This is a genomic window from Sphingobacterium sp. Mn56C, assembly GCF_049319645.1.
In the GTDB taxonomy this organism is placed as follows: domain Bacteria; phylum Bacteroidota; class Bacteroidia; order Sphingobacteriales; family Sphingobacteriaceae; genus Sphingobacterium.
The window spans coordinates 174,277-189,906 of sequence record NZ_JBMOUC010000004.1 but is presented as its reverse complement, the minus strand read 5'-3'; the positions used below and the strand labels follow the sequence as shown (position 1 = coordinate 189,906).

15 protein-coding genes and 4 tRNA genes are annotated in these 15,630 nt (G+C 38.9%); 7 read left to right on the top strand and 12 right to left on the bottom strand.

All coding sequences use genetic code 11. From position 1 onward, the window contains the following. Positions 1-4 precede the first annotated feature (4 nt). The 3 genes from ACL9RF_RS12165 to ACL9RF_RS12155 all read left to right on the top strand — a co-directional run bounded on the left by ACL9RF_RS12165 (position 5) and on the right by ACL9RF_RS12155 (position 2,683). Positions 5-1,090 carry a redoxin domain-containing protein gene (locus tag ACL9RF_RS12165; RefSeq protein WP_422800907.1) on the top strand — a complete coding sequence of 362 codons (1,086 nt, stop codon included), beginning with the start codon at positions 5-7 and terminating at the stop codon, positions 1,088-1,090. 1 nt (position 1,091) lies between these two features. Further along, the gene (locus tag ACL9RF_RS12160; protein ID WP_422800906.1) at positions 1,092-2,135 is read left to right on the top strand and encodes a redoxin domain-containing protein; all 1,044 of its coding nucleotides are present in this window, start codon (positions 1,092-1,094) and stop codon (positions 2,133-2,135) included. 119 nt (positions 2,136-2,254) lie between these two features. Next, positions 2,255-2,683, top strand: coding sequence for a hypothetical protein (locus tag ACL9RF_RS12155; protein ID WP_422800905.1), 429 nt, complete (start codon positions 2,255-2,257; stop codon positions 2,681-2,683). A 204-nt stretch (positions 2,684-2,887) separates the two neighbouring features. On the opposite strand, the gene ACL9RF_RS12150 is transcribed toward ACL9RF_RS12155, so the two are convergent. The 11 genes from ACL9RF_RS12150 to ACL9RF_RS12100 form a co-directional block, all read right to left on the bottom strand. Continuing rightward, the gene (locus tag ACL9RF_RS12150; RefSeq protein WP_422800904.1) at positions 2,888-3,265 is read right to left on the bottom strand and encodes a DUF3157 family protein; all 378 of its coding nucleotides are present in this window, start codon (positions 3,263-3,265) and stop codon (positions 2,888-2,890) included. Positions 3,266-3,433: 168 nt separating this feature from the next. After that, positions 3,434-3,518, bottom strand: a tRNA-Leu gene (locus ACL9RF_RS12145). Positions 3,519-3,527: 9 nt separating this feature from the next. Further along, positions 3,528-3,600 (bottom strand) — tRNA-Gly (locus ACL9RF_RS12140). Between the two features lie 557 nt (positions 3,601-4,157). Then, positions 4,158-4,580, bottom strand: coding sequence for a LuxR C-terminal-related transcriptional regulator (locus tag ACL9RF_RS12135; RefSeq protein ID WP_422800903.1), 423 nt, complete (start codon positions 4,578-4,580; stop codon positions 4,158-4,160). A gap of 161 nt (positions 4,581-4,741) precedes the next feature. Beyond that, positions 4,742-4,960: a hypothetical protein gene (locus ACL9RF_RS12130; protein WP_422800902.1), complete on the bottom strand. Its 219-nt coding sequence runs from the start codon at positions 4,958-4,960 to the stop codon at positions 4,742-4,744. A gap of 369 nt (positions 4,961-5,329) precedes the next feature. After that, positions 5,330-6,067 carry a hypothetical protein gene (locus ACL9RF_RS12125; protein WP_422800901.1) on the bottom strand — a complete coding sequence of 246 codons (738 nt, stop codon included), beginning with the start codon at positions 6,065-6,067 and terminating at the stop codon, positions 5,330-5,332. Positions 6,068-6,812: 745 nt separating this feature from the next. Beyond that, the gene (locus ACL9RF_RS12120) at positions 6,813-7,055 is read right to left on the bottom strand and encodes a hypothetical protein (protein WP_422800900.1); all 243 of its coding nucleotides are present in this window, start codon (positions 7,053-7,055) and stop codon (positions 6,813-6,815) included. Beyond that, positions 7,027-7,410 carry a hypothetical protein gene (locus tag ACL9RF_RS12115; protein WP_422800899.1) on the bottom strand — a complete coding sequence of 128 codons (384 nt, stop codon included), beginning with the start codon at positions 7,408-7,410 and terminating at the stop codon, positions 7,027-7,029. The genes ACL9RF_RS12120 and ACL9RF_RS12115 overlap by 29 nt, the downstream gene beginning before the upstream one ends. 321 nt (positions 7,411-7,731) lie before the next feature. Continuing rightward, positions 7,732-7,816, bottom strand: a tRNA-Leu gene (locus tag ACL9RF_RS12110). 9 nt (positions 7,817-7,825) lie between these two features. Further along, positions 7,826-7,898: transfer RNA gene (locus ACL9RF_RS12105), tRNA-Gly, on the bottom strand. Positions 7,899-7,968: 70 nt separating this feature from the next. Further along, the gene (locus ACL9RF_RS12100; RefSeq protein WP_422800898.1) at positions 7,969-8,442 is read right to left on the bottom strand and encodes a regulatory protein RecX; all 474 of its coding nucleotides are present in this window, start codon (positions 8,440-8,442) and stop codon (positions 7,969-7,971) included. A 68-nt stretch (positions 8,443-8,510) separates the two neighbouring features. On the opposite strand from ACL9RF_RS12100, the gene ACL9RF_RS12095 reads away from it, so the two are divergent. From ACL9RF_RS12095 to ACL9RF_RS12080, 4 genes are all read left to right on the top strand, one after another. Further along, on the top strand, positions 8,511-10,943 hold the full coding sequence (locus tag ACL9RF_RS12095) for a bifunctional UDP-N-acetylmuramoyl-tripeptide:D-alanyl-D-alanine ligase/alanine racemase (protein WP_422800897.1): 2,433 nt from the start codon (positions 8,511-8,513) through the stop codon (positions 10,941-10,943). 2 nt (positions 10,944-10,945) lie between these two features. Next, complete coding sequence (locus tag ACL9RF_RS12090; protein ID WP_422800896.1) at positions 10,946-11,542, top strand: DUF502 domain-containing protein; 597 nt, start codon at positions 10,946-10,948, stop codon at positions 11,540-11,542. A gap of 11 nt (positions 11,543-11,553) precedes the next feature. Beyond that, positions 11,554-12,144, top strand: a complete 591-nt coding sequence (locus ACL9RF_RS12085) for a hypothetical protein (protein WP_422800895.1) — start codon at positions 11,554-11,556, stop codon at positions 12,142-12,144. 108 nt (positions 12,145-12,252) lie between these two features. Beyond that, complete coding sequence (locus ACL9RF_RS12080; RefSeq protein ID WP_422800894.1) at positions 12,253-12,546, top strand: hypothetical protein; 294 nt, start codon at positions 12,253-12,255, stop codon at positions 12,544-12,546. Positions 12,547-12,785: 239 nt separating this feature from the next. On the opposite strand, the gene ACL9RF_RS12075 is transcribed toward ACL9RF_RS12080, so the two are convergent. Beyond that, complete coding sequence (locus ACL9RF_RS12075; protein WP_422800893.1) at positions 12,786-15,338, bottom strand: DUF5686 family protein; 2,553 nt, start codon at positions 15,336-15,338, stop codon at positions 12,786-12,788. Between the last annotated feature and the right edge of the window lie 292 nt (positions 15,339-15,630).

The following is a 15,630-nucleotide window of genomic DNA, read 5'->3' as shown; positions in this document are numbered from 1 at the left end:
TTTTATGCATAGATTATCAATATTATGTACAGTATTCCTACTCGGGGTACTGCCAGCATTTGTCGCTGCACAGGCGGGCAAATTTACAATTCAAGGGAAGACAGATAAAGTCGTGAACGGCAAGATTTACTTGCATTGGTTTAACCTGGATTCGGGGAAAAGGGTAGATTCTAGTGCCGTTGTGAAGGGGCGTTTTGCATTTCGCGGTAGCGTGGGGCAGGTGGAAACCGGGCAGTTGTTATACAAGGTTGGTGACCGACAGTATAGTGCGGTGTTTTACCTGGAACCTGGGACAATAAAAATAACGCTGCTATCGGGTAAGGATTTTCCGCAATTGGGGGGGACGCCGCTAAATAGAGACTACCATATTTTTTACGGTATGCTGGATGAAATGCTCCATCGGGTGAATGCAGGGCGCAGCGGACAACGGCCATACGATCAGTTTAATAAGGAAATTCAACCCGAGAAGTTGCTGCTGCTCCAAAGATACAGCAAACGCTATTCCGCATCGCGGGTCTTTTTAGATCAGGTGAATATGTATAGCATTAAATCGGCGGATGCTGATGGTACCGAAGGGTTATGGCGTAGCCTTGCTCCGCAGCTGCAGCAGACCGAGATGGGGATGCAGATTTTAAGCCGCGTTAAAGGGATGCGATCGGCCAAAATTGGTGATCCGGCACCCGATTTTACCTTGCCAGATAAGGATGGAAACAGTGTTAGTCTGCACGATTTTAAAGGTAAATATGTTTTACTTGATTTCTGGGCTACATGGTGTGGCCCCTGTCTAGCAGAAATGCCCAATGTGAAGGCCATGTACGATAGGTATAAGGATAAGGGCTTTGTGGTGGTCGGCGTTTCTTTAGATAGGCAGGATACCAAAGCGAAATGGTTGACCATGATTGCAGATTATCAGTACAACTGGGTGCAGCTGAGCGATCTTAAATTCTGGAATTCTGAGGCTGCATTGCGTTATAATGTCAATTCTGTGCCTACAAATTATCTTATAGACCCTAGTGGAAAGGTAATCGCAAAAAATGTTAAGGAGCAAGCCTTACGTGATAAAATGGATGAAATTTTTAATAAAAAGTAAAATGAAAAATATACTTTATTTGTTTTTGGGTATTATGTTGAGCAGCTTTTCCTGCTTGGCACAGAAACCGCAGACTTTCGTAATTAAAGGGAAAATTATTTCGGATACCTTGGCAACGGGAAAAATATATATATCCTATTATAATGCCGGGGCATTGTATCAGGATAGCTTACCGATTAAGGATAATGCTTATTCATATACGGGCAAATTAACGGATGGTGCCGTAGAGGTTAGTATGTTTTGGCACCATACGCGCCATGGCAACCGTATCGTAAAAGGAGGCTATAAAGGTTTTTTAAAGTTTTATGCGGTAAAGGGATTGCAGACTATAACGCATAAAAAACATTTCGCCGATGTGGATATTGTAGGCTCGTATATGCAAGACGATGTGAATGCTGTGCAAGCTGAAATTCGCCTACGCCAGCGTAGTGAGCAGGATATTGAGCTCGCTTATATTCAGGGGCATCCCAAATCTTGGTTGTCGTATATTTATTTAGAACGGTTGGTAAAGGGGGGAACTTTGACTAGGGTTGAGGTTGAAAAATTGTACGCTAATTTGGATCCTTCCTTAAAGAAATTTGGACAGGTACAAGCAATTGATATATTAAGTAAGGCGCAAGATCAGGTGAAGATCGGTCTTCCGGCATTAAATTTTACAGCTTATGATAAAGCGGGTAAAGCGTTGGCGCTATCGTCGCTGCGTGGAAAATATGTATTGGTCGACTTCTGGGCTAGCTGGTGCCATCCTTGCCGTGCAGAGAACCCCTTTCTGGCGCAGGCTTATGCTCACTATAAAGACCGGGGGTTAGCAATTTTGGGTGTTTCCTTGGACACCAAAAAAGAGGCTTGGATAAAGGCTATGGAGGAGGATAATGTTTCGTGGCAGCAGGTTGTTTTGATTAATGGTTTTAAAGATCCTATTATCTTGCAGTACGGCATTACTTCGATTCCACGGAATTTCCTTATCGACCCGGAGGGTAATATTGCCGCAATGGACTTAAGAGGGGCGGAGCTTGAGAAAACCCTCGCCAGGTTTATAAAATAGTTTTTGTTTAGTTCAGTGATTAGGGTTATCGTTATGCGGTAGCCCTTTTTTATTGTTTTTACATGTAACCATGGATATATGGTTCAGGAATTTTATTTTAGAGGTAAAACTTTATGCCTATGAAAATCCTGGCTTCCTGTGTCGTTTTAATTCTCATAACGTTGTCACTATCGTGTAGCCATATAGCTGCTACAGACAAAAGCTATCGTACCTATATTGCTTATGCGGGTCGTGACACTGTCATGCTACATCTATCCCTTGTAAAAAAGGATTTTTACGGCCAATATAAGGTGAATGGTCCAGGGAGGTATCTTGTAACGGGAGATATCAATGGAATCGTTTATGGGGATACGCTGCTCGGCAGCTTGTCTTACACCCCATTTGGCTGGAAAAACAAAAAAAGAAAGGCCTTTGCGCTATTAAAAGATGGTGATACCTACCAGCGTGGTAGTGGCTCCGAAACGGTGTATATGGGGATACCGTCTTTTCAGAAAAATACGTTGACTTTTGGTAAGGAGGTGTTTGTGCTGTTGCCAGAGGAAAACTAATGGCATATTGTTATCCTCCATCCTATAAACTGTATTCCTGCGTTTCTTGCTCTGTGCTGTGCGGGGTAACGGATTCCCCCATACCCCATACCCAGCAGGAATCCTACAAGCCTTCAAGACTTCAAGCCTTCAAGCCTTCAAGCCTTCAGGAATAGGTAGATTGTTTGCTATTCCTTTAGTGATATACATGTCCTATTGTTTTTATCAATTGCATAAACTTCTGTCGACATAGGTTTTACCGCCATTGCGGTTGATGTAGTAGCACCCACCACGAGGTCCTCGGATATATGATCTGCGGGGCGAAGTCTTTGCTGCCGAAGCTGTGGGTCTCTTACCTGCTGCTGTTGTTCTTGTTGATTTTGTATTGGCAGAGTAGCTGTTAGAAGGAACAGATTTTATCCGATTGGCATAGTATACATTATTAACTTCGCTACTGTCGGCCACATATTCCCAGGTTCCATTATTTCTGAGAATCACCTTTCTGCCCTTCTCCGTTGTAGCATATTGTATCTGTGCCTGGGAGGATAATGCGATAAAGATAAGGAGGAGGGGTAATAAAAATTTTGTCCTTTTGTTGTGCATTCCCAAAATTACTATGCTTTTTCTATTTCGCGCTACGGTTTCCCATAAAAGTGTACACTACAGGGAGCGATACGTATAGTCGGTTAAAAGCGATGCTGGTTTTCTTTATGCGACAGTTTTGGTAACCGTTAAAAACAGAAAAAGCCCATCTTTCGATGAGCTTTACTGTACCTAGGGCGGGAATCGAACCCGCACTCCTTTAACAGGAACAGGATTTTAAGTCCTGCGTGTCTACCAGTTCCACCACCTAGGCAGGTGATTGAGCGAAAGACGAGATTCGAACTCGCGACCCCAACCTTGGCAAGGTTGTGCTCTACCAACTGAGCTACTTTCGCTTGGTGTGGTGCAAATATAGGGATTAATTTGATGTAAACGACTATTAGCCCTGTTTTTTTTGTTGTTAACATTGGAATTTGACGTAGTATTTTGAATGTCAGGAAGAAAAAAATAGATGCTACCGAAAGTTTTTTTTGGAATTTTTATTTAAGCCTATAATTTCATTATGCGAAGCATGAAAATGAGTATCGCTTACACATCGAAAGACGCTTCTATACGTATTACTTTTTGCGTTGAAAAACGCTGCCGAAGTATTTTTCTTTTTTATCCAAGTAATGCAGAGTATTTGCAGGATGTGTAGCCTCAGATTTCTGACCAAACTTTCCTTTACCGCTTAAATTAAAGTTTATATACCCTTTTCATCTACTAATGAAAGTCTTTCTACGTCAAGTTCTGATCTCGCTGAATCTGCTATTTCTCCTGACACTAAAAGATCCGTATATGACAATATAGAAGAAATATCAGACATACTGGTTAACGATGCGCTTTTAAAGTTTTTAGAAAAGGTTGTGATGAATCAAGAGGTTGAAGTACGACTTCAAGGAGATAAGAGAGTTTATGATACTAAAATTTCTAAAAAACAAATTAAGAGTATAGAGTATGCCTTACGGCGATAATGCTCCAAAAACTGCGTATAGCTATAGGGGTCTGCCGCCTGTTCAACATATTGCTGATAGTGGTACAGAAAAGTGAACCCAGGATGGTTTCGGACCTTGTTGACCCCTTCGAAATAAATCATGAGCTCATTATGGCGTACCCTGTCCAAGGTGGTATGCGCTGAGAATAGTTCGGATAGAGCGACCACCTCGAAGTTCAGAAGTTCCTGAAAAGAATATTGGCTGCTTGCGAAAAGTTGCATATAGGTGTTGACCGTATTACGGGAAATACCCAGAACGGAACCTATTTTACGGTTACTGTAACCGTCTATATGTAATGTGAGTATTTGTTTTAAGTCCATCGGATCAAGTTTGTTGGCCATATCGCTGTATTTAAAGCGACAAGGTAATTCTTTCTTGATCTTTTGTAGTGGCACAATTCGAACCGTAAAAACGGACCAATAGAGGAGAAAACTAAACCACTAAAGTGGCATCATTTGAACCGTAATAGCTGGCACTATCAGGCCGAAATGACTGGCACAAATCAAACCGTAATATCCAGTGAAATATTTGGGTTGAAAGATGCAATGGCATCAGCTAATTTTTGAATTTGACTAGAAAATTCAAAATGCTTGGCAACATATTTCGCTCCTCCCGAAGACATTGGAATACGTTCAAACCCTGAATATTCTTGCGAAAACTTTACTGACCATCCAACAATAAAGATGGGCGTTTTTTTATTAAATATTAAAAATCCTGCCATCTGTTCTTAGGATTGTATGGAACCCTATTGGGCTCTATTTCAGACCAAGGTTTATACTTAAATTTACTAGCTGTAAGGATATAATAATTCCATCGCCAAAAACAAAAAGGATTTATTTTATACAGTCGGTAAAACTCTTTATTTATATCAGTTGGCTTAGTCGCTTCTATAAATCTATTAATGTTATATTTCGATATCGATGTCTCTTTAAACTCAAAATATTGTATTCTTGTGTATGACCCATCATTATTAGCATACCTAAAAGTATCAGGATCTAACTCTAATAAAATAAATTTATTTATAAAAGGGAAATTCACAATCAAAATAAAACAAACTAATATTTTTAAAAACAATTTCATAAAATAGAATTTAGTTACATGGATCACTACTAATAGGTGCTCCCGGATTATTCCATCCTTTTAAATTCCGCTGTATAGGATAATTAGGGCTCAATGCTTTTAATTTAGAGTATAGATTTGAGGGTGTGCTATATCCAGAAGCCTGAATCGGATGGGTTGGTATTGTTTTATTAAAAACATCTACCGCATAGTTTGTACAATTATAAGAATTTAAATCATATTGCTTTGAACTATTTTGAATAGAAGTATTAATTATTTGATCGAAGGTTGCTTTGGTAATATCTACAGGATAACTGATATCACTTCTTCGTTTATCGTTAGATGATTCTTCTCCCATTCCGCTCGGAACAACATATTTTAAAGGAACAAGTATCGAAGACTCTCTTGGGTAGAATCCATATGATAGTACACGCCTATCACTTCCATTGCTTTTTTCTAATGTTATATACGCATGTCCTACTGATCCATTAGAAACAATTGCAAGCATTGGATAGTTTGGGTCAGCTAACTCTACATGTAATGTTACCTTATATTTTGTGTTTGCATTATCTAGGATATTTTTAAAGCAGTCTAATAATTTTTGTAAATCAATGTTTTCTGTCGGAGCTTCTACAACTGCTACTTCAGCACAACTACTAATCCCTGTAGTACCTCCAATACATTGACCACAATCTCCAATATAAGCCTCTCCATTAAGTACACCAATACAATCATAATGATATGATTCTCCACCTCCTGCAAAATCCATTTCTGGCATTTGATCAAATAGTTTAGGGTCTACATATCCCTCACCTCTTTCTTTAGGATCTGTGTTATCACCACCACCACCATAACTTGTACATATTACTCTGTTTAAATATCCATTGACATAAACATATGTACAATTAGAGTTATTATTTCCTGTATTAGCAAATTTTTTTATAGATGTTTGTTTGTTTGTTTACAACAAGGCTATTATTTGTAATTTTCCCGTTAATGTAAGTGTTAATTACTTGTAATTGGGAGGTTAGAGATTTATTAATAATCAAACCTGTGTATCCATTTAATGTGTTTTCTGGGACAAATATTATTCATGAATATTTCCAAGTTCCTTTGGTTTTATAAGCTCTAATTACAGTCTTACTTTTTAAGTTTATAAAAGAATCATTTATTGGAAATACAACCGTGTCTAATAATGAAACGTGAATTAGAAATGTACTATCGTTTACTTTAGAAAATTTATTCCAATCTATTTTAGTCTTAAATGATGATATAAGAGAATAACTATTAGATTCTTTGCATCCAGTTTGTTTTTCAAAATCAGATCGTAATATGCTGATATCATTATATTTAATGTCGTTCTTGTCAAGAATATTATTTGTTTTGCGACATCCTAACAATAAAAGTACTATAGATAATAGAATAAAGGCCATACGTTTCATTAATTTATGGCTTTTATAAAGGTAATATTTTTTACCTATGGAAACAAAATAATCTCGCGTAAATAATTATAATTATGTCGAAAATAATACAAGAGTCTTATTAGGATTAGATTTATCAATTAAATCCGTTAATAAAATATTGTAAATATTTATTTTCTTATTTATTCCATATAAAGCTTTAGCATCTAATTCATAAGACTTGATATAATACATATCTGTTTTGTCTTCAAGCAAGAAATATTCTTGTGAAAAAGAATAGTTTATTAAAAACAATAGTAAAAAAACACTAATTACACTTTTGCCCTTTTGTTCCATTTCTATATGATTGATTGATTAATAATTCTGCATTTGTCATATTGGTCACAATGCCAGTTTTAGATAAAATGACTGCGTCTGAATAAGGAATATTTGGATTAAAAGAAACAATTGCATCTGCTAGCTTATTAATGAAAGACGCGAACCCATTATGATTAAAATAATATCTCGGCACTTGATTATTATCTATTCTTGATAGATTAGGATACTTAATAGCGAATTGAGTTGGAGTCAATCGTTTTTCTTCTAAATTTAGAAAAGAATGAACTGCTTCATGATACATCGTTACTAATATGTATTCCTTTGAAGAGTTTAATAAAATATCTTTATTTAGTGTTATTGTTGAGTTATACATATTGTTAGAATTCGGATTATATAAACCATCAATCTTAGAATCTAACTGTTTAGCCCTAAAAGTAATATTAAAATCGTAATTTCCTACAAATTGAGATTTAATTAAGGAAGCAATGTTATTTTTTCAATTTGGTAATTGAGTTAACAAGGATTGAGCACATGGATAACCCTGTAAGCTATCTATAAGATCAAAACAGGTAAGTCTACCACAGAGGTTGATAAATATTTATCAACCTCTGTTTTTGTATTATCTTTTACACTTTATTTACACCTTGTAAAAAAGAAAACCCTTGAATAACAATGTGTTATCAAGGGTTTGAAGTACCTAGGGCGGGAATCGAACCCGCACTCCTTTAACAGGAACAGGATTTTAAGTCCTGCGTGTCTACCAGTTCCACCACCTAGGCAGGTGATTGAGCGAAAGACGAGATTCGAACTCGCGACCCCAACCTTGGCAAGGTTGTGCTCTACCAACTGAGCTACTTTCGCTTGGTGTGGTGCAAAGATAGGAAGATAATGGAAATCTCCAAAATAAAATGTAAATAATTTTGGTGTATCCCTACTTTAAATGCGCGAATATTAATGCGCTTTCATACCCTTTAGCCTGCATATAGCGCAGTAATTTGCTCTTTTCCAGGAGAGATAACTTTCCGGTATTAGCCCCAAGTTTATCGGTTATAAGTTTTAAAATTTTCTCCTCATAATCGTCCAGATCAATCTCATTCAATGCAATTCGAATTAAAGGATCGGACACCCGTTTTAATTTAAGGTGCTGTTTAATTTTAATTTTTCCCCAATGTTTTATTCTAAACTTGCCAAGGGCAAAGGCTTTGGCAAACCTTTCCTCATTTAAAAAATTGTCGCTAATTAATTCGGCAATAATTTGCTCCACCTGCGATTCATGAAGGCCCCAATCGTAAAGTTTGTCTCTAACCTCCTGTTGGGCACGCTCTTGGTAAGCACAATAACTTTCGGCTTTAAGTTTCGCCTGATGTGGGGTAAAAATTTTCTTATTTTTAGGATAATCTTCCATCTTACAAATCTTGAAAAAATGGTAGACATATTAAAAAATAATGATGAAATTTGTTGCAACAGGATAATATGTATACAATAACGTCGGTATTAGACCACATTCAACAGGTAAAGACTTACCTTTCAAAGCCTGATTCTACATTTTCAGTATTAGCTTATGATACCCGTAAGATTAGATCTGCGGGTGAGAGTCTTTTTTTTGCGCTGCAGGGGCAGCGTGATGGGCACGACTTTATTGCGGAAGCCTATGCTAAGGGGGTGCGTAATTTTGTGGTATCCGACTTAACACTCGACATCAGCTCGTTTACGGACACAAATTTTATCTGGGTAAATGATACCATCACTGCCATACAAGCGCTGGCACAGCAGCATCGCGAGCAGTTTACAATTCCTGTAATCGGTATAACCGGGAGCAATGGAAAAACTATAGTTAAAGAATGGTTATACCAACTGTTGAGCCCAGAATATAACTGTTATCAAAGTCCGAAGAGCTATAATTCGCAGCTTGGCGTAGCCCTATCGCTATGGAATATCACGGCGGAGCATGAGCTTGCGCTTATTGAAGCAGGGATCAGTAGGACGGGGGAGATGATAAACCTTCAACGGATGATAAAACCTACAATGGGCGTATTTACCAGCCTGGGCCCCGCACATCGTGAAGGTTTCAGCAGTAAGGCACAAAAGTTAGAAGAAAAATGGACGCTTTTTAAAGCGGCTACACTTATTGTGGCTCCCTCTGCCAGTGTAATGGAGGCGCAGCTACAGGACCCACGTGTGTTGTCCTGGGGGGCGCGGGAAAACGACGCCTTGCAGCTGCTTGGCTTGCAGGACCGCGGCAGGTCTACATTGGTACAGCTACGGTATATGGCGCTAACGTTCGACCTGGATATCCCTTTTGTCGACAAAGCCTCGATAGACAATGTGCTGACCTGTGTTTTGGTACTCCTGCAGCTGGGGTATGCCGTGCCCACCATTGTGGAACGTATACCCGGTCTAAAGCCTTTGGAGATGCGGTTGAAACTTAAAAAAGGGAAGGACAATAGTAGTATTATCGACGATACCTACTCCAATGATATTGCTTCCTTGCAGATTGCCTTGGACTTCCTTGCGCAGCAGAACCAATATGAAACGAAGAAGTTGGTGTTGTCTGATTTTGAAGGAGAAGAGTGGAGCGAGCGTTTTGAAAAAAAACTGCTGGATTTATTAAAACCCTACCGTCTGGACGAATTGTTTTTTGTCGGTCAACGCCTTCAGGCTTTGGCAGGGAAAATGCCGGGAAAACTGCATTTTTATAATAGTACAGCGGAACTAGTAGCAGCGCTGCCGCAGCTTTCGTTTAGGGATGCCAGTGTTTTAATTAAAGGCGGTCGGAAATACCAGCTGGAGGCGGTAGGGCAGGCCTTGGTCGAGAAATCGCACGATACGGTACTGGAAATTAATCTCAAGGCTATCGAACATAACCTGCAGGCATACCGTGCTAAGCTGCAACCTGCTGTAAAGATGATGGCCATGGTAAAGGCTTTTTCCTATGGTAGTGGTAGTTTTGAGATTGCAAATGCGTTGCAGTTTAATAAGTTGGACTACCTTACTGTAGCTTATGTCGACGAAGGGGTTGAGCTTCGGCGTGCCGGAATTTCGGTGCCAATAATGGTATTAAGCCCGCATGAGGGAACATTTGAAGAGCTGCTGCGTTATAACCTGGAACCTGAAATATATTCCTTACGGATTTTAAAATCCTTTAATGCCTTTGTCCGAGCAAAAGGCCGGCAAGATTATCCGATACATATTAAATTGGATACAGGTATGCACCGCCTAGGTTTCATGCCTGAGGAGGTTGATGCCTTGCTGGCGAGTTTACCGGATTTGGATGCTATTCGCGTGGTTTCCATTTTATCGCACCTTGTTGGCGCTGGAGACCCCGCCCTGCGTACCTTTACCGAGCAGCAGATTGCTCTGTTTAAGCGGTATGCTGCAAAATTGGAACAACATTTAGGTTATACAGCACTAAAACATATCTGCAATACTTCGGGGATTGTTAATTTTCCGGATGCTCAGCTGGATATGGTGCGTTTAGGTATAGGCTTGTATGGCATAGATATGGGCGATGTAGGTTTGGATTTGGAGGAAGTGGGGGTTTTGAAGACAACGATTACGCAAATCAAAAAACTGCCACAAACAGAAACGGTAGGATACGATCGCCGTGGTGTATTATACCGCGATTCAATTATTGCTACCGTAAAAATCGGCTATGCCGATGGGTATAACCGTAGGTTTGGAAATGGCATTGGAAAAATGCGTATAAATGGTAAAATAGTTCCTACAGTTGGAAGTATCTGTATGGATATGTGTATGGTAGATATTACCGATATTGACGCCAAGGAAGGTGATGAGGTCGTTGTATTTCCTGATTTACAGCAGGCAGCGAAAGATATTGGCACCATTCCTTATGAGTTGTTAACGGGCATATCTACACGGGTAAAGCGAATTTATTTTTACGAGTAATTATGATTAAAAAGGTCTTTCAAAAGTTGTTGTATTTCCTGATTAAAGGGATTTTGGTTATTGTACCGCTAGGTGGTGCGGTGTTTCTAATTGTGTGGATTGTGGCTTCATTGGATAATGCTTTAAATATTACACAGCATTTCCTTCAGGATGAAAATGGACATCCGTTGTATATTCCCGGCATCGGTATTCTAACGGTACTGTTACTTTTGATTCTGGTGGGTATGATATTCACAAATTTGGTTACAGAGCCCATTAAAAACTGGCTTAGCCGCACCGTAAACCGTATTCCACTGTTTAATACCTTATACTCTTCCATTAAAGATTTTACGGAGGCCTTTGTGGGCGATGCGAAAAAATTTAACGAGCCTGTTTTGGTTGAGGTGAACGAGACGGGGTTAAAGAAAATTGGCTTTCTTACACAACGCGATCTGCATAAAATTGGTCTTGAGGGAGAGGTAATTGTATATTTCCCGTATTCCTATTCCTTTGCCGGACAGGTGGTGGTGGCGAAATCGGAGCGGGTTACCAAATTAAATATGTCGGCAACCGACGCCATGAAACTTGTTGTTTCTGGTGGTGTATCTGGTATAGAATAGGAGGGCATACTGTGGTATGGTTTAAGAAAAAACAAAAGATAGATTCTGTTGCCATTGCGCAACAGGCATTATGGGCTGTGGAGGATTGTAAGTTGGATAGACATCTCCTGCGGCTGCAGCTGCAGGAATCGCCGACTTTAAATGCCTCCTATGCGGCTTTTTTAAAACATTGTTTGGATATAGCTCCGGATGCTACGCATACCCTTGCCGATGAAGTTGATCTCCTAAAGCAGTACATAGCTTGTTATGCTAACCTCCAGCATACTCCAATTTTTGTGAAAACTACTCTTGCAATCCACAGCGACTGTAACAATATACAAATACCGGTATTTATGCTATTTCCGTTGGTACAGAATGCTTTAGTAGGTGGGTATAATGTGATGGAGAAATTTCCGCTGCGTATTCGTCTATCGGCTGAAAATTATTCCTTAAAACTGGAAGTTAGCAATCGCGTAAACCATTATGTTCAAAGTCAGGCCGATAGTATAGGCATACAGCATTTTAAATCGCGTTTACAGCATACCTATACCGATAGACAGGAATTATTTTTTAATAGTAATTCGGCCTTATTTAAAGCTACATTAATGCTGAAATTAAAGTAAAATGTCGCTGAGTGTCTGCTCACTTCTTTTTGATAATATTTGTGTAATAATTTGTTAACAATTGCTTTTTAAAGGGGTATTTTTCTATATTAGAATATTAATAAATTAATGTCGGATTTAAATAAAATTACGCAGATGGAAGCAATATTAATCGAAAAAGAAAGTATTAGCAAATACAAAATAATTGCCGCAGAAAATAACAGATCCGAAGAGTTGCGCAGCAAGTTAAATGATGCACAGCGTTTGGGTAATGAGTTTAAAGCAAAGGTAACACTAGTCTTTAACACAGAGGATGGTCCATTGCGTGTTGAAACTACGGTATGGTCATTAACCGATAAATACGTACAGATAAAAAGTGGAGTGTTAATTCCATTAACATCGATTATTTCGGTGTCATACTAATAAAAATGGCTATCCAATACAGGGTAGCCATTTTTGTTTGTGCTGCAACAGCCACGCTGATTATGGGATAGCTGCTAGCTATTAGCTATTAGCTATAAACTATTACCTACTTACTGTCGGCGTCTGCCGACTGTTATGTGAACATCGTATTTCTACAACCAACAAAACAGAAAAGCCCTGCTTTTGGCAGGGCTTTCTTAGCTCTCACGAGCTATCTAAACACACATTAATAAATACGCTTAGAAATCGAACTTGAAGCGGGCTCTAATCCCCCAGTTCGATACATTAGGGTTGTCTAAATAGTTTAAACGACGTACGTAGTCTACCCGCAATACCTTGAATATATTATTTAAACCTATACTCGCCTCCATATACGGTTTATTGCCAAAAGTAAACGACGATATATTACCATCGGTATTGGTTTGCCATGCTGGAACATTCGTATTATAGGTTGGATTATTTTCATTGCGTAAACCGCCATACAAAGCCTTAAAGCTAAATACCTCACGCAGTTTTAGCCTTTTTAATAAAGGCACTTTATTGAGTATAAAACCATTCATATAATACTGTATGTTTACTGCCGCACTATGGTCGGAAATAAACTCCAGGAAATTCATCAAGTTATATGAGTTTAACTGGTAAGCATATGTTTGGTTGGCACGGTGTACATTAAGCAAAGCAAATGGGATGTTACTGCCGGCAATAATATTACCATCTACATTCACATCCGCATAACCTAACTGCGAAAGGTAAAAACGTTTAAAAGCGCCTAAGGTAAAGCTGTGGTAATTGTATTCGCCATCCAAAACACCCTTTAACCCTGCGGTGTAGTTAAACGTAAAAATAGGGTACTTATTAAAGATTGGCGTGCGGTACAATTTACCTTGGTAATACTCTTCATGCGGAGCCCAGCGTAACCCGACAGAGGCTTCCGTGGTATTTAATTCACGAAGTAGGAAAGGTGTACCATTTTCGGGTCTTATTTCGTATTTTAAAACCCCTGCAGGCTGCTGTTTCCATTTACTGAAACCTGCAGTAACGGAAAAATTGCTTTTAAACTCGGCCTTATACTCTAAACGATAGATATCATTGTATAAATAGCTCTCGTTTTCACCACGCTTAAACGATAACAACACGTTGTCTTCCTGGATAAACTCTAAATTTTGCCCCGGTATTTTGGTATCACGTTGAAAGGAACCCCGGATATAATGCTGCGGAAAGCGGTATACCGATTTGTTATTCAACGAATAGGTACCACTAAGGAAGTACTTCCACTTTTTGTCTTCAAAACCATAGGCTACATAAGCTTCAGAATAAAACCGTGTACTCAAAGCATCCGTAGTACGGCCACCAACGCGTAATCTGAAACCCTCTACGGGGTTATAACTATAGAAGGTATTTACAGGGCCAATTTCTACCGGTCCGGCCTGTTTATAGCCCGATAATAGCAACGCCGAAATATCCATAATACGTTTGAACGACGGCATAAGCTGTAAGGTATCGATATTTTTGTAGATATATTGCTCCTCCGTGCTTAGCGGCTCATGGCGTAACGTAGACCAGTAGCTCTCCCGTTGTTCAGGCGATGCAGCTTTGTTTTCGAGTTTTACAACCGATTCGCCATCGTACAAATCATCGGGTTGAGCCTTACCATTTACATAGTTTTTATAGTACACCATACGATTTCCACGAATACCTTTGCCTTTGGCGGTTAGGGCAAACTCAATTCCCAAGCTACTTTTCGACAAGTAATATTTATTCAAGTTATCCTTTTCGAAGGCTAAATCCACATTAAGATCGCGCACGAAGTTAAGGTTGATATCCTTGCTAACCCTTAATTTTGCCGATTGCACCGCATACTGTCCATCGAGCGTAACATACAGTTTTCCTTGGAAAAGGTAGTCTGTTTTACTTCTAGGGAAAAAGCTCAGTTCAACAATCCATGGCGTTGCGGTCTTTATAGTATCGGTAATATAGTACCGGTAAAATGTAGGCGCAACACTGGCTATAGGGCTCAGAAACTGATTGGTCAACAAGAAGATATCGTTGTCATAGATATCAACTTTTTCATACAACTTATTGAAATAAGCAGACAAACCATTGTTGTCTACAAACTTAGGGTCAAATTCTGCTCGCTGCTCGGCAACAATAAATTGTTTCGTTTTCTTAGGATCGTTGCGGTAGTAAATATTGGATACTTTCTCCTCAATAAATGCAGGTAAAATATAGCGTTCATTTTTGGCAGAATCATCGTGTTGAAATAAAAACTGATAGTTTTTAAAGATACGTTTATTTTTAAAATCCGGGGATAGGTTACTCAGCCCCAACGATACCTTTTCATACTGCTGGTACTCCACATACTGTTGCCCGGTCAGCCTATTTTCATCCTTATGTTCGATAACCTGTCTGATTAATTCTACGGCAGGATTATTTTTATTCGAATATTTTAGTTTCGGACGCTTTACCACGACCTCCGCAATTTCATTTTCCGAATCCATTTGGATCTCGAATATCGTTTGCCCAGCATCTAATGGTAAGAGCTGATCTTTATACCCTACATAAGAAACACGCACCTTTACCTGGTTCGAGGGGATAACTAAATTAAAGTTCCCATCATCGTCGGTATGCGTACTCTGTTTCCCCCCAATAACGGCTACCGTTGCAAAACCTATTCCCTCTTGAGTAGATTTGTCCAATACCCTACCACGCAAATGTATTTCCTGAGCGAAACCGCTTAGGTGAAATAAAATGGCAATAATAGTTAAGAAATATTTGTGTAGCGGTATATTCATTCCTATGCTTTTACTTTTTTTACTTTTGACTTTTAAAGTTATATGTTCAACATATAACCCTACAAAGTAAAGCCTTATTTTTAATATAATAAAATGGAATAAATCAGTTTGACTTTTTAATGATAAATATCAAATAATTGACTGAGTTTGCAGGCCATTTTGTAGGGAGTAAAAAGCTTATTAAGAGTGAATTGTCAATTATATGCTATTTATGGATCAGCATATACTTCTTGTTTTTAATAGGGTTATTTCTTTATCCAAATACTTCCACAGGGAAATATGTACGGTAATG

Coding starts and splice junctions, on each gene's coding strand:
- ACL9RF_RS12165 (WP_422800907.1), top strand. CDS start 5: ATGCATAGATTATCAATATTATGTACAGTATTCCTACTCGGGGTACTG.
- ACL9RF_RS12160 (WP_422800906.1), top strand. CDS start 1,092: ATGAAAAATATACTTTATTTGTTTTTGGGTATTATGTTGAGCAGCTTT.
- ACL9RF_RS12155 (WP_422800905.1), top strand. CDS start 2,255: ATGAAAATCCTGGCTTCCTGTGTCGTTTTAATTCTCATAACGTTGTCA.
- ACL9RF_RS12150 (WP_422800904.1), bottom strand. CDS start 3,265: ATGCACAACAAAAGGACAAAATTTTTATTACCCCTCCTCCTTATCTTT.
- ACL9RF_RS12135 (WP_422800903.1), bottom strand. CDS start 4,580: ATGGCCAACAAACTTGATCCGATGGACTTAAAACAAATACTCACATTA.
- ACL9RF_RS12130 (WP_422800902.1), bottom strand. CDS start 4,960: ATGGCAGGATTTTTAATATTTAATAAAAAAACGCCCATCTTTATTGTT.
- ACL9RF_RS12125 (WP_422800901.1), bottom strand. CDS start 6,067: ATGGATTTTGCAGGAGGTGGAGAATCATATCATTATGATTGTATTGGT.
- ACL9RF_RS12120 (WP_422800900.1), bottom strand. CDS start 7,055: ATGGAACAAAAGGGCAAAAGTGTAATTAGTGTTTTTTTACTATTGTTT.
- ACL9RF_RS12115 (WP_422800899.1), bottom strand. CDS start 7,410: ATGTATAACTCAACAATAACACTAAATAAAGATATTTTATTAAACTCT.
- ACL9RF_RS12100 (WP_422800898.1), bottom strand. CDS start 8,442: ATGGAAGATTATCCTAAAAATAAGAAAATTTTTACCCCACATCAGGCG.
- ACL9RF_RS12095 (WP_422800897.1), top strand. CDS start 8,511: ATGTATACAATAACGTCGGTATTAGACCACATTCAACAGGTAAAGACT.
- ACL9RF_RS12090 (WP_422800896.1), top strand. CDS start 10,946: ATGATTAAAAAGGTCTTTCAAAAGTTGTTGTATTTCCTGATTAAAGGG.
- ACL9RF_RS12080 (WP_422800894.1), top strand. CDS start 12,253: ATGTCGGATTTAAATAAAATTACGCAGATGGAAGCAATATTAATCGAA.
- ACL9RF_RS12075 (WP_422800893.1), bottom strand. CDS start 15,338: ATGAATATACCGCTACACAAATATTTCTTAACTATTATTGCCATTTTA.